At 44.6% G+C, this 23,070-nt stretch carries 20 protein-coding genes and 1 riboswitch; of the genes, 13 read left to right on the forward strand and 7 right to left on the reverse strand.

Translation table 11 applies throughout. From position 1 onward, the window contains the following. Positions 1-100: 100 nt before the first annotated feature. The 5 genes from dnaA to JKJ11_RS00025 all read left to right on the forward strand — a co-directional run bounded on the left by dnaA (position 101) and on the right by JKJ11_RS00025 (position 7,002). Entirely contained in the window at positions 101-1,507 is a 1,407-nt protein-coding gene (dnaA, locus tag JKJ11_RS00005) for a chromosomal replication initiator protein DnaA (RefSeq protein WP_038224178.1), read from the forward strand. Between the two features lie 87 nt (positions 1,508-1,594). After that, complete coding sequence (gene dnaN / locus JKJ11_RS00010; RefSeq protein ID WP_031493149.1) at positions 1,595-2,695, forward strand: DNA polymerase III subunit beta; 1,101 nt, start codon at positions 1,595-1,597, stop codon at positions 2,693-2,695. 15 nt (positions 2,696-2,710) lie between these two features. Next, positions 2,711-3,793, forward strand: coding sequence for a DNA replication/repair protein RecF (gene recF, locus JKJ11_RS00015; RefSeq protein ID WP_252038592.1), 1,083 nt, complete (start codon positions 2,711-2,713; stop codon positions 3,791-3,793). A 12-nt stretch (positions 3,794-3,805) separates the two neighbouring features. After that, positions 3,806-6,223, forward strand: coding sequence for a DNA topoisomerase (ATP-hydrolyzing) subunit B (gyrB, locus tag JKJ11_RS00020; RefSeq protein ID WP_006075096.1), 2,418 nt, complete (start codon positions 3,806-3,808; stop codon positions 6,221-6,223). Between the two features lie 344 nt (positions 6,224-6,567). Beyond that, positions 6,568-7,002: an Hsp20 family protein gene (locus JKJ11_RS00025; RefSeq protein WP_006075097.1), complete on the forward strand. Its 435-nt coding sequence runs from the start codon at positions 6,568-6,570 to the stop codon at positions 7,000-7,002. Between the two features lie 66 nt (positions 7,003-7,068). Here the strand turns inward: JKJ11_RS00025 and JKJ11_RS00030 are convergent, their stop codons facing one another. The 3 genes from JKJ11_RS00030 to glyQ form a co-directional block, all read right to left on the reverse strand. Then, positions 7,069-8,319: a valine--pyruvate transaminase gene (locus JKJ11_RS00030; RefSeq protein WP_252038593.1), complete on the reverse strand. Its 1,251-nt coding sequence runs from the start codon at positions 8,317-8,319 to the stop codon at positions 7,069-7,071. Positions 8,320-8,494: 175 nt separating this feature from the next. Next, a complete protein-coding gene (glyS, locus tag JKJ11_RS00035) occupies positions 8,495-10,561 on the reverse strand; it encodes a glycine--tRNA ligase subunit beta (protein ID WP_006075099.1) in 2,067 nt (688 codons plus the stop codon). Positions 10,562-10,579: 18 nt separating this feature from the next. Beyond that, positions 10,580-11,488, reverse strand: coding sequence for a glycine--tRNA ligase subunit alpha (glyQ, locus tag JKJ11_RS00040; RefSeq protein WP_006075100.1), 909 nt, complete (start codon positions 11,486-11,488; stop codon positions 10,580-10,582). Between the two features lie 199 nt (positions 11,489-11,687). Continuing rightward, positions 11,688-11,799, forward strand: a riboswitch (yybP-ykoY riboswitch). Between the two features lie 92 nt (positions 11,800-11,891). Here glyQ and JKJ11_RS00045 point away from each other — a divergent pair. Then, positions 11,892-12,446, forward strand: a complete 555-nt coding sequence (locus JKJ11_RS00045; protein WP_006075101.1) for a TMEM165/GDT1 family protein — start codon at positions 11,892-11,894, stop codon at positions 12,444-12,446. 141 nt (positions 12,447-12,587) lie between these two features. Continuing rightward, positions 12,588-12,848, forward strand: a complete 261-nt coding sequence (locus tag JKJ11_RS00050; protein WP_006075102.1) for a hypothetical protein — start codon at positions 12,588-12,590, stop codon at positions 12,846-12,848. Between the two features lie 35 nt (positions 12,849-12,883). Here the strand turns inward: JKJ11_RS00050 and tusA are convergent, their stop codons facing one another. Continuing rightward, a complete protein-coding gene (tusA, locus tag JKJ11_RS00055; protein ID WP_006075103.1) occupies positions 12,884-13,132 on the reverse strand; it encodes a sulfurtransferase TusA in 249 nt (82 codons plus the stop codon). 133 nt (positions 13,133-13,265) lie between these two features. Between tusA and JKJ11_RS00060 the strand changes: the two genes are divergently transcribed. The 4 genes from JKJ11_RS00060 (at position 13,266) to JKJ11_RS00075 (ending at position 16,183) form a co-directional block, all read left to right on the forward strand. Continuing rightward, entirely contained in the window at positions 13,266-13,451 is a 186-nt protein-coding gene (locus tag JKJ11_RS00060) for a hypothetical protein (RefSeq protein WP_006075104.1), read from the forward strand. A 171-nt stretch (positions 13,452-13,622) separates the two neighbouring features. Next, positions 13,623-14,564, forward strand: coding sequence for a LysR family transcriptional regulator (locus JKJ11_RS00065; RefSeq protein WP_006075105.1), 942 nt, complete (start codon positions 13,623-13,625; stop codon positions 14,562-14,564). Between the two features lie 84 nt (positions 14,565-14,648). Further along, positions 14,649-15,260 (forward strand): c-type cytochrome, encoded by a 612-nt coding sequence (locus JKJ11_RS00070; protein ID WP_006075106.1) that lies wholly within the window; start codon positions 14,649-14,651, stop codon positions 15,258-15,260. Further along, positions 15,257-16,183, forward strand: coding sequence for a c-type cytochrome (locus JKJ11_RS00075; RefSeq protein WP_252038595.1), 927 nt, complete (start codon positions 15,257-15,259; stop codon positions 16,181-16,183). The genes JKJ11_RS00070 and JKJ11_RS00075 overlap by 4 nt, the downstream gene beginning before the upstream one ends. Positions 16,184-16,234: 51 nt before the next feature. Here the strand turns inward: JKJ11_RS00075 and acuI are convergent, their stop codons facing one another. The 3 genes from acuI to fadB all read right to left on the reverse strand — a co-directional run bounded on the left by acuI (position 16,235) and on the right by fadB (position 20,725). Next, on the reverse strand, positions 16,235-17,215 hold the full coding sequence (gene acuI, locus JKJ11_RS00080) for an acrylyl-CoA reductase (NADPH) (RefSeq protein ID WP_038224188.1): 981 nt from the start codon (positions 17,213-17,215) through the stop codon (positions 16,235-16,237). A 151-nt stretch (positions 17,216-17,366) separates the two neighbouring features. After that, on the reverse strand, positions 17,367-18,530 hold the full coding sequence (fadA, locus tag JKJ11_RS00085; RefSeq protein WP_006075109.1) for an acetyl-CoA C-acyltransferase FadA: 1,164 nt from the start codon (positions 18,528-18,530) through the stop codon (positions 17,367-17,369). A gap of 26 nt (positions 18,531-18,556) precedes the next feature. Continuing rightward, entirely contained in the window at positions 18,557-20,725 is a 2,169-nt protein-coding gene (fadB, locus tag JKJ11_RS00090) for a fatty acid oxidation complex subunit alpha FadB (RefSeq protein ID WP_252038597.1), read from the reverse strand. A gap of 220 nt (positions 20,726-20,945) precedes the next feature. On the opposite strand from fadB, the gene JKJ11_RS00095 reads away from it, so the two are divergent. Both JKJ11_RS00095 and JKJ11_RS00100 read left to right on the forward strand, forming a co-directional pair. Beyond that, the gene (locus tag JKJ11_RS00095) at positions 20,946-21,569 is read left to right on the forward strand and encodes a YigZ family protein (protein WP_006075111.1); all 624 of its coding nucleotides are present in this window, start codon (positions 20,946-20,948) and stop codon (positions 21,567-21,569) included. 32 nt (positions 21,570-21,601) lie between these two features. Then, positions 21,602-23,059 carry a TrkH family potassium uptake protein gene (locus tag JKJ11_RS00100; protein ID WP_006075112.1) on the forward strand — a complete coding sequence of 486 codons (1,458 nt, stop codon included), beginning with the start codon at positions 21,602-21,604 and terminating at the stop codon, positions 23,057-23,059. Positions 23,060-23,070: the final 11 nt, after the last annotated feature.

Here is a 23,070-nt window from a genome sequence, read left to right on the forward strand (position 1 = left end):
ATCTTATTCACTGGATCACTGATCATTTACTGGCGATCTTGGTTATCAACAGGTAAAATTACCAATCTTTTCCAATTCAAATAAATAGAGTGAGAGCACCGTGTCATCTTCGCTTTGGTTGCAATGTTCGCAACGACTACAAGAAGAGCTACCCGCTACCGAATTCAGCATGTGGGTCAGACCATTACAAGCTGAACTTAATGACAACACCCTAACTCTATTTGCGCCTAATCGCTTTGTATTAGATTGGGTACGTGACAGATACTTAAACAGCATCAACCGTTTACTCAAAGAGTATTGCGGTAATGACGTACCTAACTTACGATTTGAAGTGGGTAGTAAACCGGTTTCTGCGCCACCAGCGCCTAAGCCTGTTAAGACGGCCGCTGATGTAGCGGCAGAATCTTCAGCACCAGCACAGCTGCAAGCACGTCAGCCTGTGCATAAAACGTGGGACGATGAAGCAGAAGTCTCAGATATCAATCATCGCTCGAACGTTAATATCAAGCATAAATTCAATAATTTCGTTGAAGGTAAGTCGAACCAACTTGGCTTAGCTGCTGCACGTCAAGTTGCGGATAACCCTGGTGCGGCATACAACCCGCTGTTTTTGTACGGCGGTACTGGTCTGGGTAAAACCCACTTGTTGCATGCGGTAGGCAATGCGATTGTTGATAACAAGCCGAACGCGAAAGTTGTGTACATGCACTCTGAACGTTTTGTTCAAGACATGGTAAAAGCACTACAAAACAATGCGATTGAAGAGTTTAAACGTTACTATCGTAGCGTTGATGCATTGCTTATCGATGATATTCAGTTCTTTGCAAATAAAGAACGTTCTCAAGAAGAATTCTTTCATACCTTTAATGCTCTATTAGAAGGTAACCAACAGATCATCCTTACCTCTGATCGCTACCCTAAAGAGATAAATGGGGTAGAGGATCGTCTAAAATCCCGTTTCGGTTGGGGTTTGACGGTTGCGATCGAGCCACCAGAGCTTGAAACCCGCGTGGCAATTTTGATGAAGAAAGCAGAAGATCATCAAATTCACCTTGCTGATGAGGTGGCGTTCTTTATTGCTAAGCGTTTACGTTCTAATGTTCGTGAGTTGGAAGGGGCACTTAACCGTGTTATCGCCAACGCGAACTTTACTGGCCGTCCTATCACTATCGACTTTGTTCGAGAGGCGCTGCGCGATCTATTAGCACTACAAGAGAAGCTAGTCACTATAGACAACATTCAAAAGACCGTTGCTGAGTACTACAAGATTAAAGTGGCTGACTTATTGTCCAAACGTCGCTCTCGTTCGGTTGCGCGTCCTCGCCAGTTGGCGATGGCTTTGGCGAAAGAGCTTACCAACCACAGTCTTCCAGAAATTGGCGATGCATTTGGTGGTCGTGACCACACGACAGTGCTTCATGCTTGTCGTAAGATTGCTCAACTACGCGAAGAAAGTCACGATATTAAAGAAGACTATTCGAACTTAATTCGTACGCTTTCTTCATAATAATGGCATAATCGCTATAATTAGCATTCAAGTTATTGTATTTCGCATATAAGTGGCATGGATTGCCAGCTTTACGAAGAGTTATCTATGAAATTTACTATCGAACGTCATCACTTATTAAAGCCGTTACAACAAGTCTCTGGTGCACTGGGTGGACGACCAACATTACCTATTTTGGGCAATTTGCTGTTGAAGGTTGAAGAAGGGGTGCTTTCTCTTACTGCAACCGACTTAGAAGTTGAGCTAGTAAGTAAAGTGACGCTAGAGAGTGAGTTTGAAGCGGGTAGTGTGACGGTACCTTCACGCAAGTTCCTAGATATTTGTCGTGGACTGCCGGATGACTCTACTATCACTATCGTGTTAGAAGGCGATCGTGTACAAGTACGTTCTGGACGCAGTCGTTTCTCGCTATCGACTTTACCAGCCAGTGATTTCCCAAATATTGAAGATTGGCAACAAGAAGTGGCGGTGACCGTTACTCAAGCTGAACTTAAATCACTGATAGAAAAAACACAATTTTCAATGGCGAACCAAGACGTTCGTTATTATCTCAACGGTATGCTGTTTGAGTTAGACCAAAACACGCTTCGTTCTGTTGCCACTGATGGCCACCGTATGGCTGTTGCTTTGGTGTCACTTGAAGGCAGCTTTGATAACAAACAAATTATCGTACCGCGTAAAGGTGTGCAGGAACTGTCTAAGTTATTAGATGCTCCTGAGCAACCTGTGACGCTGCAAATTGGCAGCTCTAATATCCGTGCGGAAGTGAATAACTTTGTCTTTACTTCTAAGCTCGTTGATGGTCGTTTCCCGGATTATCGCCGTGTTTTGCCGCAAAATACCGATAAAACATTGGAAGCCAATTGCGACGAACTACGACAAGCATTCTCACGCGCCGCCATTCTTTCCAATGAGAAGTTCCGTGGTGTGCGAGTTAATCTCGACCAAAATGAAATGCGCATTACCGCGAATAACCCTGAACAGGAAGAAGCGGAAGAAATGTTAGACGTCGAATTCCAAGGCGATGCATTAGAAATTGGTTTCAATGTGTCATACGTTTTGGATGTACTGAACACGCTTCGTTGCGATCAGGTTCGTATTTCTATGTCGAATGCCAATGCGAGTGCGTTGATTGAAAATAGCGAAGATGACAGTGCCATGTATGTGGTGATGCCGATTCGTCTCTAAGCTAGGCATGATGTTATGCCGCTTACGCGCTTAATCGTACAGCAATTTCGTAATATTAAAGCCTGTGATATAGAACTATCTACAGGCTTTAACTTTATTATTGGCCCCAATGGCAGTGGCAAAACCAGCGTATTGGAAGCCATATATTTGCTCGGTCATGGACGCTCTTTTAAGAGTTCTTTGACAGGACGAGTCATTCAAAATGACTGCCAAGAACTGTTCGTTCATGGCCGTTTTTTGAACTCGGATCAATTTGAGATACCCGTTGGCATTAATAAGCAGCGTGATGGCTCAACTGAGGTTAAAATAGGCGGTCAATCTGGGCAAAAATTGGCTCAGCTTGCCAAGGTGTTACCGCTGCAACTAATTCACCCTGAAGGGTTTGAATTACTGACGGATGGACCTAAGTTTCGTCGCGCTTTTATCGATTGGGGTGTGTTTCACTCTGAACCAGGCTTTCATGAAGCTTGGGGACGATTTAAGCGTTTAAGTAAGCAGCGTAATGCTCTGCTTAAGACTGCAACCAGTTATCGAGAACTGAGCTATTGGGATCGTGATTTGGCCCAACTGGCAGAACAAATTGATGATTGGCGTCGGTGTTATGTCGAACAGATGCAACCTCTTGCTGAGGAAATGTGTCAGTCGTTTTTGCCCGAGTTTGAAATCAAACTTGGCTACTACCGTGGTTGGGAAAAAGATGCGCCCTATGCTGAGCTATTAGAGCGCAACTTTGAACGAGACCAGAGCTTAGGGTACACCTTTAGTGGACCTAATAAAGCCGACTTAAGAATTAAAGTGAACAACACACCAGTTGAGGATGTGTTGTCTCGAGGTCAGCTAAAACTGATGATGTGTGCATTGCGTTTAGCGCAGGGACAGCATCTCGCCGAGTTGACCGGTAAGCAGTGCATTTATTTAATAGATGACTTTGCTTCCGAATTAGATAGCCTTCGTCGTAAACGCCTAGCGGATTACCTAAAACAGACGAATGCTCAAGTTTTTGTAAGTTCTATTACCCAAAGCCAAGTCGCCGATATGATTGACGAAAATGGCAAGATGTTTCATGTGGAACATGGCACAATAGAACCAGGTAAATAGTGAGAGAAACTCATGTCAGAAAATTACGATTCATCGAGTATTAAGGTACTAAAGGGTCTGGATGCGGTACGTAAGCGTCCGGGAATGTACATTGGTGACACGGACGATGGAACCGGTCTGCACCACATGGTTTTTGAGGTGGTTGATAACTCAATTGATGAAGCGTTGGCTGGTCACTGTAACGACATTATTGTGACAATCCATGAGGACAACTCTGTTTCTGTTAGCGATGATGGTCGTGGTATCCCGACTGAAATGCACCCAGAAGAGCAGGTTTCTGCTGCAGAAGTTATCATGACGGTACTTCACGCGGGTGGTAAGTTTGATGACAACTCGTACAAAGTATCGGGTGGTCTGCACGGTGTAGGTGTTTCGGTAGTAAACGCATTGTCGAAAAAAGTGACGCTAACCATTCATCGTGGCGGTCAAATTCATACGCAAACCTATCACCATGGTGAGCCAGAAGCGCCACTTACAGTCATTGGTGATACGGATAAAACGGGTACGGAAATCCGTTTCTGGCCAAGTGAAGAAACCTTCACTAACATTGAATTCCATTACGATATCTTAGCAAAACGTCTTCGTGAGCTATCGTTCCTAAACTCTGGTGTATCTATCAAGCTGATTGATAAGCGCGAAGAAGACAAAATGGATCACTTCATGTTTGAAGGCGGTATCCAAGCGTTTGTTGAGCACCTAAACACCAATAAAACACCAATCATCCAAAAAATCTTCCACTTCGATAACGAACGTGATGATGGTATTACTGTCGAAGTGGCGATGCAGTGGAACGATGGTTACCAAGAAAACATCTATTGCTTTACCAACAACATCCCTCAACGTGATGGTGGTACTCACCTTGCTGGCTTCCGTGCGGCGTTAACGCGTACGCTGAACACGTTTATGGATAAAGAAGGCTTTTCTAAGAAAGCGAAAACTGCGACATCAGGTGATGATGCGCGTGAAGGTCTAACCGCTATCGTTTCGGTGAAAGTGCCTGATCCTAAGTTCTCAAGCCAAACCAAAGACAAGTTGGTTTCATCGGAAGTGAAATCAGCGGTTGAGTCTGCGATGGGTGAGAAACTGTCTGAGTTCCTTGTTGAGAACCCAGGTGAAGCGAAGATTGTTTGTACCAAGATCATCGACGCTGCTCGTGCTCGTGACGCAGCACGTAAAGCTCGTGAGATGACGCGTCGTAAAGGTGCACTAGATTTAGCCGGTCTACCAGGCAAACTGGCAGACTGCCAAGAGAAAGACCCAGCGCTTTCTGAACTATACATAGTGGAGGGTGACTCTGCAGGCGGTAGTGCTAAGCAGGGTCGTAACCGTAAGAACCAAGCGATTCTTCCACTTAAAGGTAAAATCCTTAATGTAGAAAAAGCGCGCTTCGATAAGATGCTTTCTTCACAAGAAGTGGCAACGCTTATCACGGCACTTGGCTGTGGTATTGGTCGTGATGAATATAACCCAGACAAACTGCGTTATCACAACATCATTATCATGACCGATGCGGACGTGGATGGTTCTCACATTCGTACGCTGCTATTAACGTTCTTCTACCGTCAAATGCCAGAGCTTATTGAGCGTGGCTACGTATATATTGCTCAGCCACCACTTTACAAAGTGAAGAAAGGCAAGCAAGAGCAGTATATTAAAGATGAAGATGCCATGAACCAGTATCAAGTATCTCTGGCTCTAGATAACGCGGCACTGCATGTTAATTCTGAAGCACCTGCACTGGCTGGCGAAGCACTTGAGAAGCTAGTTCAGCAATACAACGCTGCAGTTAAAACGGTTGATCGCATGAGTCGTCGTTATCCACATGCTATGGTTGGCGAGTTCATGTATGTACCACGTCTAACGGCTGAGCAATGTCATGACGCTGCGGCGGTGGAAGCATGGTCTAAACAGCTTGTTGAGCAGCTAAACAACAAAGAAGTGGGCGCAAGCCAATACAGCTTTGAAGTAGAACAGCACGCTGAACTGGGTGTAAACCTACCTAAAGTTGTGGTTCGTACCCATGGTGTGACTCATGAGCACGTTATCAGTGTTGATCTACTCAACTCGAAAGAGTATCGCCAATTGGCAGATACGTCAGAAGCGTTAGACGGTCTGATTGAAGAGGGTGCTTACATCAAACGTGGTGAGCGTACTCAAGAAGTTACAAACTTCGTTGATGCTCTTGAGTGGTTAATCAAAGAGTCACGTCGTGGTTTAAGCCTACAACGCTATAAAGGTCTTGGTGAGATGAACCCTGATCAGCTGTGGGAAACAACCATGGATCCAGAGACTCGTCGTATGATGCAGGTGACGATTGAAGACGCGGTTGGCGCTGATCAACTGTTTACCACGTTGATGGGTGACCAAGTAGAACCTCGTCGTAACTTCATCGAAGAAAACGCACTGAAAGTTGCCAACCTAGACGTATAGACGGGTTGTTCTGCTAAATAAAAACGCTGCCTTAGGGTGGCGTTTTTTATTACTCGCGTATTCTTATTGTTGCTAGTGAGTGTTCGATTATAGAAAAAAGAGTAGGGCTCTCTTGAATATGGAGTGTATCGTCCCTATATAAGGTAATGAAGAGGATGCCAACTTATGGGCCTCAGAAATAGCTGATCCCTTATTGCTCAAGAGAGGATAACGGTGGCAGCACACTATTTAGATTGATTCCAACTTATGTCCCGTTTATAGACAAACATCAGGGAATAAGCCATGAATCCCCTTAGATCTTATGAATAAAGAGCTAAGACTATTGCTTAACTGAGGATAGTATTATGAGAACTGTAGATTTCACTCCTTTATACCGCAACGCAATCGGCTTCGATCGTCTATTTAATATGATGGAAGCGAACACCGCGAAAAATGCTTCAGGCGGTTACCCTCCGTATAACATCGAACAACAAGACGAGAACCACTTCCGTATCACTATGGCTGTGGCTGGCTTTGCTGAAGAGCAGCTCGATCTTACTCAAAAAGAGAACCTATTGATTGTTAAGGGCGAGCGTAAAGCTGAAGAAGGTAAAAACTATGTTTACCAAGGCATCGCAGAGCGCGATTTTGAGCGTAAGTTCCAACTAGCAGACTATGTGAAAGTGGTCGGTGCAAGCATGGAGAATGGTTTGCTTCACGTTGACCTAGAACGTGAAATACCAGAAGCGATGAAACCGCGTAAAATTGAGATCGGTGGTAATAAACTGATCGAAGGCTAATATTTGCCTTGAAACAATACTCGGAAATAAAGAGTGAAAGAGCGCCATAAGGCGCTCTTTTTAGTGTTAGGCTTCTGCGTAGGCTCTTGCTACCTCTTCTGCAATGATAGCGATGCCTTGCTGCATCTTGTCATCGTCTTGCACGTAGTTCATGCGCAAACACTGATGAGCATGATCCCATTCGTCTTCTTGACCAATAAAGAAGTATTCACCAGGAACAATTAATACACCACGGTCTTTCAGTCGTTGGTAAAGCTCCATGGTAGTAATCGGTAATTCATCAAACCAAAGCCATAAGAAAATTGCACCCTCTGGTTTGTGAATTCTAAAACGTGGGTCGGTTATGGCTGATTGCAGTAGTTCTACCGCACGCAATGATTTCTGTTGATAGAAAGGCTTAATGACATTCGAGCTTAAATCCAGCAGATCACCTTTTTCAATCATATGATTGGCAAGCGCAGGGCCAAAGCTCCCAGGAGCAAGACTAATGATGCCATTCATATTGGTCATCGCTTGCGTGACTTCTTCACTCGCAATGACAATGCCGCAGCGTAAGCCAGGTAACCCTAGTTTGGATAAACTCATACATAGGATGGTGTTTTCATTCCAAAATGGCTCTACATCTTCAAAAATGATGTTTGGGAATGGCAGACCATAAGCATTATCAATAATCAGTGGGATATTGTTAGCACGAGCCAGTTTATCGAGCTTGTGGATCTCTTCGTCAGTTAGCACGTTACCCGTCGGGTTGGTTGGACGCGACGCACAGATAGCGGCAACAGAGTCATCGATTTTCAGGTGCTCAAAATCCACATGATATTTGAATAAACCACCGTCGAGTAATTCAATTTCTGGGTGATAAGAGACGAAGATATTTTCGTCAATGCCCGCATCGCCATAGCCAATGTACTCGGGAGCAATAGGCAATAGAATCTTCTTGTGCGAGCCATCGGATTGCTTACCTGCAAGCAAATTGAACAAATAGAAAAAGCCGCTTTGACTACCATTGGTTAGGCTGATGTTCTTTTCTGTGATTGCCCAGCCATAGGTTTCACGCAGCAGCTTAGCAAGCGCTTTAACAAAGGCATCTTTACCTTGTGGGCCATCGTAGTTAGCCATAGCTGCGACGAGATCGCCGTTGGCAAGCATATCTGCACTGGCTTGGTGAAAGTACTCGAGCATTGCTGGAATAGCGGCTGGGTTGCCACCTCCGAGCATAATGGCACCTGGAGTGCGGAGGCCATCATTGAGATCATCCATTAATTGGGTAATACCTGAGTAACGATTAAATTTTTCACCAAACTTAGAAAATTGCATTGCTGTACCTAGTTCATTGTGTTCACTTGTTATATTTTTTCGGTTTTTTATCCTGCTGATGGCAAGATTAATGTTTGAACATACATTAATGAAACTGTGAGGCAAAGCACTATTTGTGGTGGGAATAAAAAAAAGCCCAGTTAGGTAACTGGGCTTTTGCTGTTTTTCTAGAAAATTACTTTTGAATCAGTGATATATCAGCAATTTGCAAGAATAGGTTACGTAGGTTGTTCAGCAGTGTTAGGCGGTTTTTCTTCAACGCTTCATCGTCTGCCATTACCATTACGTTGTCGAAGAAAGCATCAACCGGTTCACGAAGATCTGCTAGCTTGCTTAGCGCTTCTTGGTAGTTACCTGTAGCGAAAGCAGGCTCTAGTGCTTCTGTCATGACTTCTACATTTTCTGCCAGTACTTTTTCTGCATCTTCTTGTAGAAGTGCAAGGTCGATATCGGCGGCGAGTTCACCATCAAACTTCGCTAGGATATTGCCCACACGCTTGTTTGCTGCAGCAAGTGATTCTGCCGCTTCCAGTTCGCGGAAGTGAGATACTGCTTTCACACGCTGGTCAAAGTCTGCAGGTTTAGTCGGACGACGTGCTAACACCGCCTGGATAATGTCTACGCTGAAGCCTTCGTCTTTGTACCATGCATTGAAACGACCAAGCATAAACTCAAGTACGTCTTCTTCAACATTTGCATTGGTTAGCTTGTCGCCAAATAGTGACTTCGCTTTTGCGATAAGATCTGTAAGGTCTAAGCTGTAGCCGTTTTCTACGATGATACGCAACACACCTAGCGATGCACGACGAAGTGCAAATGGGTCAGAGCCCTTAGGTGCTTGACCAATACCGAAGATACCAACAATAGTATCTAGCTTGTCTGCCATCGCGACAGCGGATGAGATACCAGTGCTTGGTAGGTCATCGCCTGCAAAACGAGGCATGTATTGTTCGTATAGTGCTAGCGCTACTTGCTCATCTTCACCGTCGTGCGTGGCATAATGCATCCCCATCACACCTTGAGTATCAGTAAATTCAAATACCATAGATGTCATTAGGTCACATTTAGCCAATAGGCCTGCACGCTTAGACTTTTCAACATCAGCATCGATTTGCTCAGCGATGTAGCCAGCAAGTTCAGTGATGCGATCCGTCTTGTCTTTGATAGTACCAAGCTGCTTCTGGAAGATAGCTTGCTCTAGTTCAGGTAGACGGTCGATAAGCGGGCGCTTGCGATCTGTATTAAAGAAGAACTCGGCATCGGCTAGGCGAGGACGCACAACCTTCTCGTTACCTTCGATAACGTAGCGAGGCTCTTTCGATTCGATATTAGAAACGAAGATGAAGTTTGGTAGTAGCTTCTTGTTCTCGTCATAAACTGGGAAGTATTTTTGGTCACCCTTCATGGTGTAAACCAACGCTTCAGAAGGTACTTTTAGGAATTCTTCTTCAAACTTCGCAGTGAGTACTACTGGCCATTCAACCAGGGACGTCACTTCTTCTACTAAGTCATCTTCGAGATCAGCTACACCGCCAACCGCTGCCGCTGCTTTTTGAGAGTCCGCTAGGATGATGGCTTTACGTGCGTCATAATCAGCCATCACTTTACCGCGTTCTTCGAGGATCGCTGGGTATTGCTCTGCTGATTCGATAGTGAACTCTTGCTCACCCATAAAGCGGTGACCACGGATAGTTCGATCAGACGCTACGCCTAGGATTTCGCCTTCTATAAGGTCAGAACCCATTAGCATCGTCAGCGTTTTAACTGGGCGGATAAATTGAGTGGTTTTATCACCCCAACGCATTGGCTTAGCGATAGGTAGATTAGCGAGTGCTTTGGCTGCAAGTTCAACGATGATCTCAGACGTTGCCTGACCTTTCACCTCTTGTTTGAATAGCAGCCATTCACCTTTGTCAGTCACTAGACGTTCTGCTTGGTCAACAGTAATACCGTTACCACGAGCCCAGCCTTGTGCTGCTTTAGTTGCATTGCCATCAGCATCAAATGCTACCGATACTGCTGGGCCGCGCTTTTCAACCACTTTGTCAGCTTGACCTTCAGCCAGCGCTGAAACCTTAAGTGCTAAGCGACGAGGTGCGGCATACCACTTCACACCTTCGTGTGCTAGGTCTGCATCTTTAAGTTCAGACTCAAAGTTTGCTGCAAATGCTTCAGCAAGAGTGCGAAGTTGTGTTGGTGGTAGCTCTTCAGTACCTAGTTCAATTAGAAATTCTTTTGCCATGTTTACTGTCTCCTCGCCTTATTTCTTACACATTGGGAAGCCAAGTGCTTCACGTGATGCGTAGTATGCTTCTGCTACTGACTTAGTCAGGTTGCGGATGCGAAGAATGTAACGTTGGCGCTCTGTTACAGAGATAGCTTTGCGAGCATCAAGCAAGTTGAACGCGTGAGCGGCTTTTAGAATGCGCTCGTAAGCTGGAAGAGGAAGAGGTTTCTCTAGTTCCAGTAGCTCCTTAGTTTCTTTCTCACATTGATCGAAATATGAGAATAGGAAGTCTACGTCAGCGTGCTCGAAGTTGTATGTAGATTGCTCAACTTCGTTTTGGTGGAAGATATCACCATAAGTCACTTTGCTTCCGTCTGGTGCAATGTTCCAAACTAGGTCGTAAACAGAGTCTACTTCTTGGATATACATAGCAAGGCGCTCGATACCATAAGTGATCTCGCCGGTTACTGGCTTACACTCAAGACCACCCACTTGCTGGAAATAAGTAAACTGAGTGACTTCCATACCGTTTAGCCATACTTCCCAACCAAGACCCCAAGCACCGAGTGTCGGGTTTTCCCAGTTGTCTTCTACGAAGCGAATGTCATGCACTAGTGGGTCGATACCAAGTACTTCTAGTGAGCCTAGATATAACTCCTGAATGTTGTCTGGAGATGGCTTTAGCGCTACCTGAAATTGATAGTAGTGCTGTAGTCGGTTCGGGTTTTCACCATAGCGGCCGTCAGTCGGACGACGAGATGGTTGGACATAAGCTGTCGACATTGGCTCAGGGCCAAGTGCGCGCAAACATGTCATTGGGTGAGAGGTGCCCGCACCTACTTCCATATCTAGAGGTTGTACAATGGTACAGCCATTTTGTGCCCAATAATCCTGCAGCGCGAGGATCATTCCCTGGAAGGTTTTGATATCGTATTTTTGCATAGTCAATTCGCGCGATTCTTTATCTGAAAAAGGTAAAAATAACGATCAAGTATACCCAGTAATTCCTTGGGGGAGTAGGGGTAAAAGTGGTTAATTAATCGTCATTATGCGAAAAAAGGTCAGTTTTTTGCATTTCTCGCTCAACTGCGGCTTAAGGGACAGTGTTATTGTTGAATTTGATGGTTAGTGTGATTACAATACCGCCATCTTTGGGGAGTAGCTTATTCGGACTCTAGCAAGAGTCAGAATTCGTTCGTCAACATAATTGGTGCAAAATCACCATGGCGTTCGAGACTTGTGCCAACAAGTTTAGCAAGACCTTAGATAAACATCGTGAACCGGGGTGGGGTGCGAGGTTTATCTATAGGTTAAAAACTATAATCCCTGCCCCTTAGAGCATGTCGTGAGCGTTTTAGCTATTTCAATTACTACTGTCGCCTTAGCTGAGATTGGGGATAAAACCCAACTTCTCTCATTGCTGTTAGCCAGTCGTTACCGTAAACCTATTCCCATTATTGCAGCCATTTTTCTGGCAACGATAGCCAACCATGCACTTGCTGCTTGGTTAGGAGTTGTCGTCGCCGATTACCTTTCGCCTCAAGTTCTGAAGTGGGTTGTTGTCGTAAGTTTTGTAGCCATGGCCGGATGGGTACTGATTCCCGATAAACTGGATGAAGAGGAAAGCATCTCCAACAAAGGACCATTTGTGGCCAGTTTCATTGCGTTTTTTATCGCAGAGATTGGTGACAAAACTCAAATTGCGACATCGATATTAGGGGCGCAGTATGCCGATGCCTTAATGCTGGTGGTTCTAGGAACCACTATTGGTATGTTGTTGGCGAATGTTCCGGTAGTACTGATAGGAAAGTTGTCAGCGGATAAATTGCCATTAGATTGGATTCGCCGGGTTACCGCCATTCTGTTTGTATTATTAGCAATTGGTGCGGCTATTTTTTAATAACAATATCAACTAGCTAACTGTGATTTATCCAAGATCAAACTCTGGCACGAATCTAGTGAATTTCGTGATGAGTGACATATTAGTGTCACAATTGTCATGCTACTTTAATCATGTGGATCCTAGCGAGAGGGCAATACTATGCTTACACGTTACACAGGAATGACCGCGAAAAGTCAGAGTTCTTTATTTACGTTCGGTTTTGTTTTAACGGTTCTTGGAATGGTGCTCACCGACATGTGGACACCTATGGTTGTCGGTGCCATTGTGATGGCTGGACTCTCTGTAGAGTCGTGGATTAGGGTGCAACACCTCATTCCCATGCACAATGAAATACGTGCGATGCAAAAGCAGATTAAGCAGTTGCAATCGGAAGTCCGAACGCTTGAATATGATGAATAGTAAAAAGGCTGCATGATGCAGCCTTTTTTGATTCTTTACGCGAGACCTTTCTTGATTAAGTAAAGGTAAGGTATAGATTCTGTTTGCGAGCCAAGTAATTGGTGATCCATAAAACGACAAAAGCTTGGGATGTCTCTCGTAGTAGAAGGATCGTCAGCTTTCACTAACAACACTTCTCCTTGTTCCATTTTACGAATTGTCTTCCTGACCATCATCACTGGCTCTGGACAGCGCAAGCCTTCTGCTTCTAATGTTTGCGTTGCTAGGTCTGTATTGATTGTCATGGTGTGCTCTGATCTATAAAAAACAGCTCAAATTCTACTTATGAAGAAAAAATATGCAATAACTCTTGGCAAATGGATTTTTTTGTTTTAACTTTATTTAACAAGTTGGTAACAAAGAAGCAAAGGAGTAGCTATGTTAACCGCTTTAGATAGATTGACGATTTATTCAGTGCTTTGCTTTATTGCGTTCTGTGCCCTGGTATTAAAGACTTCAGCAGAGCCGAGCTTTGTTCCTTTAATTGGATTAAGCGCCTCAATCCTAGGGATTTGGATTGAGATGAGACGCTGGCAAGATGTTTCAGAAGAACAAGAAAGTTAACATTTTATAAACATCTGGCTAATTTAGATTTCTAACACTATACGACATTCCGACACTATCCCCATTTTCTTGGGCTTCCCCGCTGTCAAAGGCGGGATTTTTTTTATCTGGCGCTAGGTAAAGATATTCGGGCTCGGTGTACACTATAAAAGAACCCGTTAGGAAGTGTTTATGGAACTCGAAGAAATCTATCGTCGTGACTTGAATCTGTTGGTTGCGTTAAAAGTGTTGGTCGAAGAAGGCAGTGTTAGTCAAGCAGCTGTGCGCTTGAACCTTAGCCAGTCAGCGACCAGTCGTGTTTTAGGTCGGCTCAGAGATTTATTGGGCGATCCTCTGTTTACCCGTCAAGGGCAACGGATCATTCCTACCAGTAAAGCATTGGAGATCTGCAAACAAATTGATGCGCCGTTAGAATCATTCCGCCAACTGTTAACACCGAGTGAGTTCAATCCATATTACTGCAATGAGCGTTTTCTTATCGCTACTACTGACTACGCTATGCAGACCATACTTCCTTATGCCTTACCTATGGTGTATCAGCAGGCGCCTAACATTTCGCTAGAGTTTGCCCCACTGCAACACGAGAGCCTTTTTAAACAGCTGAGTACCGATAAGGTAGATATGGCTATCTGTCGACCATCAGGTTCTGTCTCACCTTTGCATCAAGATATATTAGGGCCTGTAGGGGTTTCATGTTTAGTGTCTAAACAGCATCCTCTTGCGGAAAAGCCACTATTACTCGAAGACTATATTAATGCGCCACACGCCATGATTGCGATAAGCGATGGCGTAAAATCATTACTTGATGCTGCATTGGTTAATCAGAATCCAAGAAGAATGGTGTTACGGGCTTATCACCTTGAAGCTGCATTGGCGATTGTTGATTCCATGCCTCTTATTATTACCGTTCCTGCCGATTTAGCGTATTTGGTTGCAGAGCGATATGACTTAGTAATTAAGCCATTGCCATTTACGTTCACACCATTTGATTATTCGTTGATTTGGCACTCACGCTGCGATACTTCTGAGTCCCAGCAATGGTTGCGCAAAGTGTTGAAACAAGAATGTGGAAAATTGATTACTAAAAGAATTGAAGATGTAGGGTTAGGCTAGCAGTCGGTTGAATTGATACCTTCATTTCCTTGTATTCACTAATCTTTATCCTAGTTTGACTTAAAAACAACAAAGGAATGAGCAATGAATATTAAAAGGATTATCGTCGGGCTAGCTGCTATAAGCCTTACTCATACTGCTCTCGCCAATAACATCATGGAGGCGTGTATCGACTGTCATGGTTCTGATGGTGTTGGTAGAGAAAACACCATCCCTAACCTTCGAGGGCAGCCTAAAGCCTACTTAGAGGCTCAAGTCCTTGCGTTTAAATCTGGTCATCGAACTAGCAGCTTTATGGAGCCTATCGTTCACGACGTTGCAGATGATCAGCTGGTACTCGCTGCTGATTTCTATGCCTCCATTCCCGTTGATACTCCTGAAACCTTGCAATGGCGAGGTGATAAGTGGCCTGCTGATATGCCATTGGGTGAACGAATCGCATACAGTGGTAAATGGAATAGCAATGTACCAGCTTGTGTCAGTTGCCACGGACCTAATGGGGTGGGGGTTGCACCAAGTTTTCCTATGCTTATAGGGCAAAATAAAGACTACTTAATCAATCAACTCAACGCTTGGAAAAATGATCAACGCCCTCCGGGTTTGTTGGGGACGATGGTAACTATTTCTAAAGCACTCAGTGAAGAAGAAATCGAAGCTGTTGCGGAATACTTCTCATCGCAAGGAGGTTCTTTATGAAAACTCATTATCTAATCGCTTTGCTTGCTGGTTTTACTTTCGTTGCCTTTGCTGATCAATATAAAGAGCTTCACCCCATAGAGCCTGGTAGGACGTTGAACGAAGGTGAAACCCTTCATCAAGTATCTCATTGGGATAACTTACCAAAGGGTGAATTGGGGGAGTCGATAAAGCGTGGATATTCATTGTTTATGAATACCCAGCAATTGAAACCGACGGGAAGAGTGAATAATGGTATGAACTGCACCAATTGCCATCTTGGAGGGGGGAGTGTAGCCAATGCGGCACCTATGTGGGCTGCGTTTGTGTCTTACCCTGCCTATCGTTCTAAAAATAAACGAGTAAATACGTTTGAAGATCGATTGCAAGGTTGTTTTCTTTATTCTATGAACGCAAAAGATGGTCAACCCCCAGAGGTATTAAGTCAGGAAATATTGGACCTTAATGCTTACTCTTATTGGTTGTCGTTTGGGGTCTCTGTTGATAACAAGTTGCCTGGAAGAGGATTTGGAAAACTAGAGAAACCTGTGAAGGCACCTAGTTACAAGCGTGGTGAAAAAGCTTATCAAAAAGAATGTTCTGTATGCCATGGTGAAAACGGACAAGGACGACAGGTGGGTGGACGTTATGTCTTTCCTGCTCTTTGGGGGCCGGATAGTTTTAACTGGGGAGCAGGAATGCATCGAGTAAATACTGCTGCTACGTTCATAAAACACAACATGCCTTTGGGGCAAGGTGGAACATTAACAGATCAGCAAGCTTGGGATATCGCGTTGTTTATGGACAGCCATGAACGACCACAGGATCCACGCTTTGATGGTGATATTAAGTCGACGAAAGAAACTTTTCATAATCATAATGGAGAGTACGGTAATCCAAGCCCTGCTAATGATAAGCAAATACTCGGTACTAATGCGTATTAAATACAAAAGGCTCTCATCATGAGAGCCTTTTCAATAATATGTTAGCTAAGATTAGATCTTAATTGTCACACGGCCAGTGATAGCGCCATTAGTGATATCTTCTGCTGCTTGAATCGCTTCTTCCAACGCCACTGTTTTACTCGCTTGTGCGTAGTATGATTCTGGAAGTAAAGTTGCCAATTGTTCCCATGCTTTGATACGTTTCTCGCGAGGACACATTACTGAGTCAATACCCTGTAGGCGGACATTACGTAGAATGAATGGCATAACGGTTGTTGGCAAATCAAAACCACCTGCCAGACCACATGCTGCGACCACACCGTTATAGTTCATTTGAGCCAATACTTTCGCGAGAAGTTTGCTACCTACAGTGTCAACCGCTGCAGCCCAAACTTGACGCTCAAGTGGCTTAGCTGGTTCTTCAAGTTCACTACGTTCAACAATACGAGAAGCGCCAAGAGAAGTGAGTAATTCACCATTTTCTGAAGCACGGCCTGTGACTGCTGCGACTTTGTAGCCGAGTTGGTTTAGTAGCGTTACTGATACACTACCGACACCACCACTTGCGCCGGTTACCAGTACTTCACCATCTTCTGGTTTGATGCCAGCATCAACAATCGCTTGCACGCAAAGCATAGCCGTGAAGCCAGCAGTACCGATAGCCATGACCTTTTCTGCATCTAGGCCAGCAGGCATTGGCACCAACCAATCACCGTTTAGACTTGCTTTCTCTGCCATGCCACCCCAGTGATTCTCACCGACCCCCCAGCCAGTGAGAACCACTTCGTCGCCTTCCTTATAACGAGGGTCATCAGATTGAGACACTACGCCAGAAAGATCGATACCCGGTACCATTGGGAAATTGCGAATAATTTTGCCTTTACCTGTAATCGCCAACCCATCTTTGTAGTTCAAAGATGAATATTTTACATCTATTTTTACATTACCTTCTGGAAGCTGAGACTCATCTACTTGAGAAATAGTAGCGATTGTTTTTTTATCTTCTTGGTTAAGTAACAGTGCTTTGAACATGGTTATCTCCAATGAGTTGACGTGTTATCTGCTGCAAAGTGTAGGCGACAAATAGGTAAAAAAAAAATGAAACTTGAACATTTGATGTATGCATTTTATGCATAAATAAAAACAGCTCCGCAAGCGGAGCTGTTTTTACATTCAGATGGGGTTATGGACGTTCGAATATGGTTGCAATGCCTTGACCCAAACCAATACACATGGTCGCTAGACCGATCTTGGCATCTTTGCTTTCCATAATATTGATAAGGGTGGTGGAAATACGAGAGCCTGAGCAGCCCAATGGGTGTCCAAGCGCGATAGCACCACCGTTAAGGTTTACTTTCTCGTCAACCACATCTAATAGACCCAGATCCTTCGCACATGGCAGTGATTGAGCAGCAAATGCTTCATTAAGTTCAACAATATCAATATCATCCATCGTCAAACCTGCACGCTTCAGTGCTTTTTGAGTCGCAGGTACTGGACCATAACCCATAATAGAAGGATCGCAACCAGCAATGGCCATTGAGCGGATTTTTGCACGAATAGGTAAACCTAGCTCGTTAGCTTTATCTTCACTCATTATCAACATGGCAGAAGCACCATCAGATAGCGCAGATGAAGTGCCGGCGGTGACGGTGCCGTTTGCAGGGTCAAATACAGGACGTAGCTTAGATAGACCTTCCACGTTAGTTTCCGGACGAATAACTTCATCGTAATCTAAAGTAAAGAGAGAGCCGTCTTCTGCGTGACCTTCTGTTGGTAGAATTTCGTTTTTGAAGCGTCCTTCTATGGTTGCGGCTTGTGCACGTTGGTGACTGCGGGCAGCAAACTCATCTTGTTGTTCGCGGCTAATTCCATGGAGTTTACCTAGCATCTCAGCTGTTAAACCCATCATGCCTGCTGCTTTTGCAACGTTCTTTGACAACTGTGGATGAAAGTCAACGCCATGAGTCATTGGGACATGACCCATGTGTTCTACACCACCGATAAGACAGATTTCCGCATCGCCTACCATAATAGAGCGTGCCGCGTCATGCAGAGCTTGCATTGATGAACCACACAAACGGTTAACGGTAACCGCACCAATTTCAATAGGTAAACCCGCGAGCAGTGCTGCATTACGTGCCACGTTAAAACCTTGCTCTAATGTTTGCTGTACACAGCCCCAATAGATATCTTCAATTTCTTCAGGTTTGACTTGTGGGTTGCGAGCCAAAATTCCTTTCATAAGATGCGCTGATAGATCTTCAGCACGTTGATGTCTAAATGCACCACCTTTGGAACGACCCATCGGTGTGCGAAGACAATCAACAACGACAACATTTTTCATTTTGATATTCCTCTTCCAATGGGTAATTACAGTGAGCCAGTTTGCTGCAGTTCATAGAAGCGCTTACCAGAGCTTACCATGTCTACTAGCGACTGAGGGACTTTGTACATTGCACCCAATGACTCGTATTGTTTTGCCATTGCTACGTAGTTATCGATACCAATGCTATCTAGGTAACGGAATACACCACCGCGGAATGGAGGGAAGCCCAATCCATATACTAGAGCCATGTCGGCTTCTTGTGGTGTTGCAATGATGCCCTCTTCAAGACACAGTGCTACTTCGTTGATCATTGGAATCATCATACGTTGAATGATGGTGTCGTCGTCGAACGCTTGGCTTGGTTTGCAAACCGGTTCTAGTAAGCTAGTGATGTCTTCACTTGGTGCTTTCTTCGGTCGACCACGCTTGTCTGTAGTGTACGCGTAGAAGCCAGAGCCATTCTTCTGACCGTAGCGAGTGTTACTAAAAAGAACATCGATTGCATCGCGCTCTTCTTTCGCCATACGCTCAGGGAAACCTTCTGCCATGACAGCTTGAGCGTGGTGAGCGGTATCGATACCAACAACATCGAGAAGATAAGCAGGCCCCATAGGCCAACCAAACTTGCGCTCCATGACTTTATCAATCTGAATAAAGTCAGCACCATCACTTAATAGCTGACTAAAGCCGCCAAAGTAAGGGAAGAGTACGCGGTTAACAAAGAACCCTGGGCAATCATTAACGACGATTGGCGATTTACCCATTTTTGCTGCGTAAGCCACAACACGATTAATGGTTTCTTCTGACGTGTGCTCACCACGGATGATTTCGACCAGTGGCATACGGTGTACTGGATTAAAGAAGTGCATACCACAGAAGTTTTCTGGGCGCTTGAGTGACTTCGCAAGTACATTAATAGGAATCGTCGACGTATTCGATGCAATGACAGTATTCTCACCGACCAATCCTTCGACTTCGCTCAATACCGACGCCTTGATCTTTGGATTCTCTACGACAGCCTCGACAATCACATCGCTCTGTTCGATGCCAGCGTAATGAAGGCTTGGAGTGATAGATGCCAATACGCCAGCCATCTTAAAGCCATCAATACGACCACGTTGCAAGCGTTTGTTCAGCAGTTTGGATGCTTCAGTCATGCCAAGCTCTAAAGAAGCCTGAGCAATATCTTTCATGATTACGGGTACGCCTTTAAGCGCAGACTGATAAGCAATTCCGCCACCCATGATGCCAGCACCTAGCACGGCAGCACGTTCGGTGTCTTTACCTGACTTCGCGGCTTTCTTAGCAAGACCCTTAATGTATTGGTCGTTAAGGAAGATACCAACTAGCGCGTTGGCTACATCAGAGCCAGCTAGTTGAATAAAGTAATTTGCTTCAATATCAAGAGCTTGATCTCGGCCAGAGCGAGCTGCTTCTTCAATGGCTTTTACTGCAGCCATTGGTGCTGGATAATGTGGGCCTGCTTTTTGAGCAACAAGACCTTTAGCCATAGTGAAGCTCATCATCGCTTCAAGCTTGCTCAGTGTCAGTGGAGACACTTTCGCTTGGCGGCGTGCTTTCCAATCGATTTTCTCATTGATGGCTAATTGAATCGTGTTAAGTGCAGATTCATACAGTGCATCGGTTTCGACGATTGCGTCGAGTAAACCAAGCTTTAACGCTTCACCTGAGCGACATGCTTTACCTTGTGTGATGATTTCCATTGCGCTATCGGCACCAATGAGGCGTGGTAGGCGCACGGTGCCGCCAAAGCCAGGCATAATGCCAAGTTTTGTCTCTGGAAGGCCGATGCTGGTGGTTTTGTCACCAATTCTAAAATCTGTTGCTAATACACACTCACAACCGCCACCAAGCGTGTGACCTTTTAGGGCTGAAAGTGTCGGAACGGGTAGATCTTCTAACTTGTTGAAGATGCTATTTGCAAAACCAAGCCACTCTTTGAGTTCTGCTTTTGGTTTGGCAAACAATCCCAAGAATTCCGTGATATCGGCGCCAACGATAAATGCGCTTTTATCTGTAGTGAGGATTAGACCCTTTAAATCATTCCATGCTGCAAGAGCATCAAGTGCTTTGTCTAGGGCTTCAAGAGTAGCCAGATCAAGTTTATTGACCGACTGGGGAGAGCTAAAACACAGTTCGGCGATGCCGTTGTGTACTTCCTTTACCTGTAGGGTTTCAGATTGGTAAATCATTGTCATTCTCCGTGACAGACAATCCGTGATTGTGCGAAAGCGGTAGTTATTGTTTTTGCTTCTGGTTAGACCAGTTGTCTAATATTGAACCGCATTGAATTTAATTTCAATACATTTTTTAAACAACTGTTTAACATTATGACCGTGGTCCAATCTTGGAGTCAATCCTATTCACCCGTGATAGAATACCCTTTTTAGGCTACAGATCTCATAAATCCTAATGAACTCAACTGCATACTTGATACCAGAGCACTCTGTGATTTTTGAAGAAGAAATCAAAAAGAGTGTCTTCATCACACAAATTGCCCATACACCAAGTATCGAAAGTGCCAAAGCGTTTATCGATGATGTGAAGAAAGAACACAGTAGTGCCAGACATAACTGTTGGGGCTTTGTAGCCGGTCGTCCAGAAAATTCAATGATGTGGGGCTTTAGTGATGATGGTGAACCATCTGGCACTGCAGGAAAGCCTATTTTGGCACAGTTAAGCGGTTCCGGGATTGGGGAATTGGCGGCTGTTGTTACCCGTTATTCTGGTGGAATCAAGCTAGGAACAGGCGGATTAGTGAAAGCTTATGGTGGAGGAGTTCAACAAGCACTTAAGCTAATTCAAACAATAGAAAAAAAAATCACCACACAATTACGACTAGAGTTAGACTATGCATTTGTAGCCACAGCTCAGTCTGAACTTAGTAAGTGTTCTGCAGTAGAAGTGGAATCTCACTATAGCGATAAGGTTATTCTTATTGTAGAAGTTGAGGTGAATAAGGTTGATGCACTCACGCAAAGCATAATTAATAAAAGTGGAGCCAAGGCAATGGTTTCTCCAGTAGAACACAACTAGGACGTAACGAAGCGTAGCTTCATTCAACATATATGCAATTTCGATCCATAATCCGCATTGTCGGGCTTCTTTTAGCGCTGTTCAGTGTGTCAATGCTTGCGCCAGCTCTTGTCGCGCTCATCTATCGTGATGGTGCGGGTGTACCTTTTGTTACGACCTTTTTTGTCTTATTAGTTTGTGGTGGCTTTTTCTGGTTTCCCAACCGACGCCACAAACACGAGCTCAAAGCTCGTGATGGCTTCCTTATTGTGGTTTTGTTTTGGACAGTAATCGGCAGCGCCGGCGCCTTACCGTTCCTTATATCCGATTTTCCTAATGTGTCGATAACCGATGCATTCTTTGAATCATTCTCCGCCTTAACCACTACCGGTGCGACGGTTATTGTTGGTTTAGATGAGCTACCTAAAGCGATATTGTTTTACCGTCAATTACTACAGTGGTTTGGGGGTATGGGGATCATTGTACTCGCCGTCGCTATTTTACCGGTGCTAGGCATCGGTGGTATGCAGTTATATCGGGCCGAAATCCCTGGTCCGGTGAAAGACAGCAAAATGACGCCTCGAATTGCTGAGACAGCAAAGGCGCTTTGGTACATCTACTTAAGCTTGACTATCGCTTGTGCAGCGGCATTTTGGGTAGCAGGTATGACACCGTTCGATGCGATAGCTCATAGTTTCTCAACCATTGCGATTGGTGGTTTCTCCACTCATGATGCGAGCATGGGCTACTTTGATAGTCATGCTATTAATATGATTACCGTGGTATTCCTGCTTATATCGGCCTGTAATTACTCTTTGCACTTTGCTGCATTTGCTTCAGGTGGCGTACATCCGAAGTATTATTGGAAAGATCCCGAGTTTAGAGCCTTCATCTTTATACAGGTGGTGTTATTCCTGATCTGCTTCCTTATTTTATTGAAGCATCACTCCTATAACTCGGTATACGATGCGTTTGATCAGGCACTGTTCCAGTCAGTATCTATTTCGACGACGGCGGGCTTTACCACTACTGGATTCTCGGAATGGCCATTGTTTTTACCCGTGTTGCTACTGTTCTCTTCTTTTATTGGTGGATGTGCAGGCTCAACGGGTGGTGGTATGAAGGTAATTCGTATTTTATTACTTACTCTGCAAGGTGCTCGTGAGATGAAACGTCTTGTACACCCAAGAGCGGTATATACCATCAAAGTGGGTGGGACAGCACTGTCTCAGCGTGTAGTAGACGCCGTATGGGGATTTTTCTCGGCTTACGCACTGGTGTTTGTGGTCTGTATGTTAGCGTTAATTGCTACTGGTATGGATGAGCTTAGTGCGTTCTCCGCAGTTGCGGCTACGTTGAACAACCTCGGTCCAGGTCTTGGAGAAGTAGCTGTCCACTTTGGTGAAGTCAATGATAGCGCTAAGTGGGTGCTCATCGTTTCGATGCTATTTGGCCGACTTGAAGTGTTTACCCTTCTTATTCTATTAACTCCTGCATTTTGGCGTAGTTAACCAGCCTGCTT

The organism is Vibrio sp. SCSIO 43133, assembly GCF_023716845.1.
Taxonomy (GTDB): domain Bacteria; phylum Pseudomonadota; class Gammaproteobacteria; order Enterobacterales; family Vibrionaceae; genus Vibrio; species Vibrio mediterranei.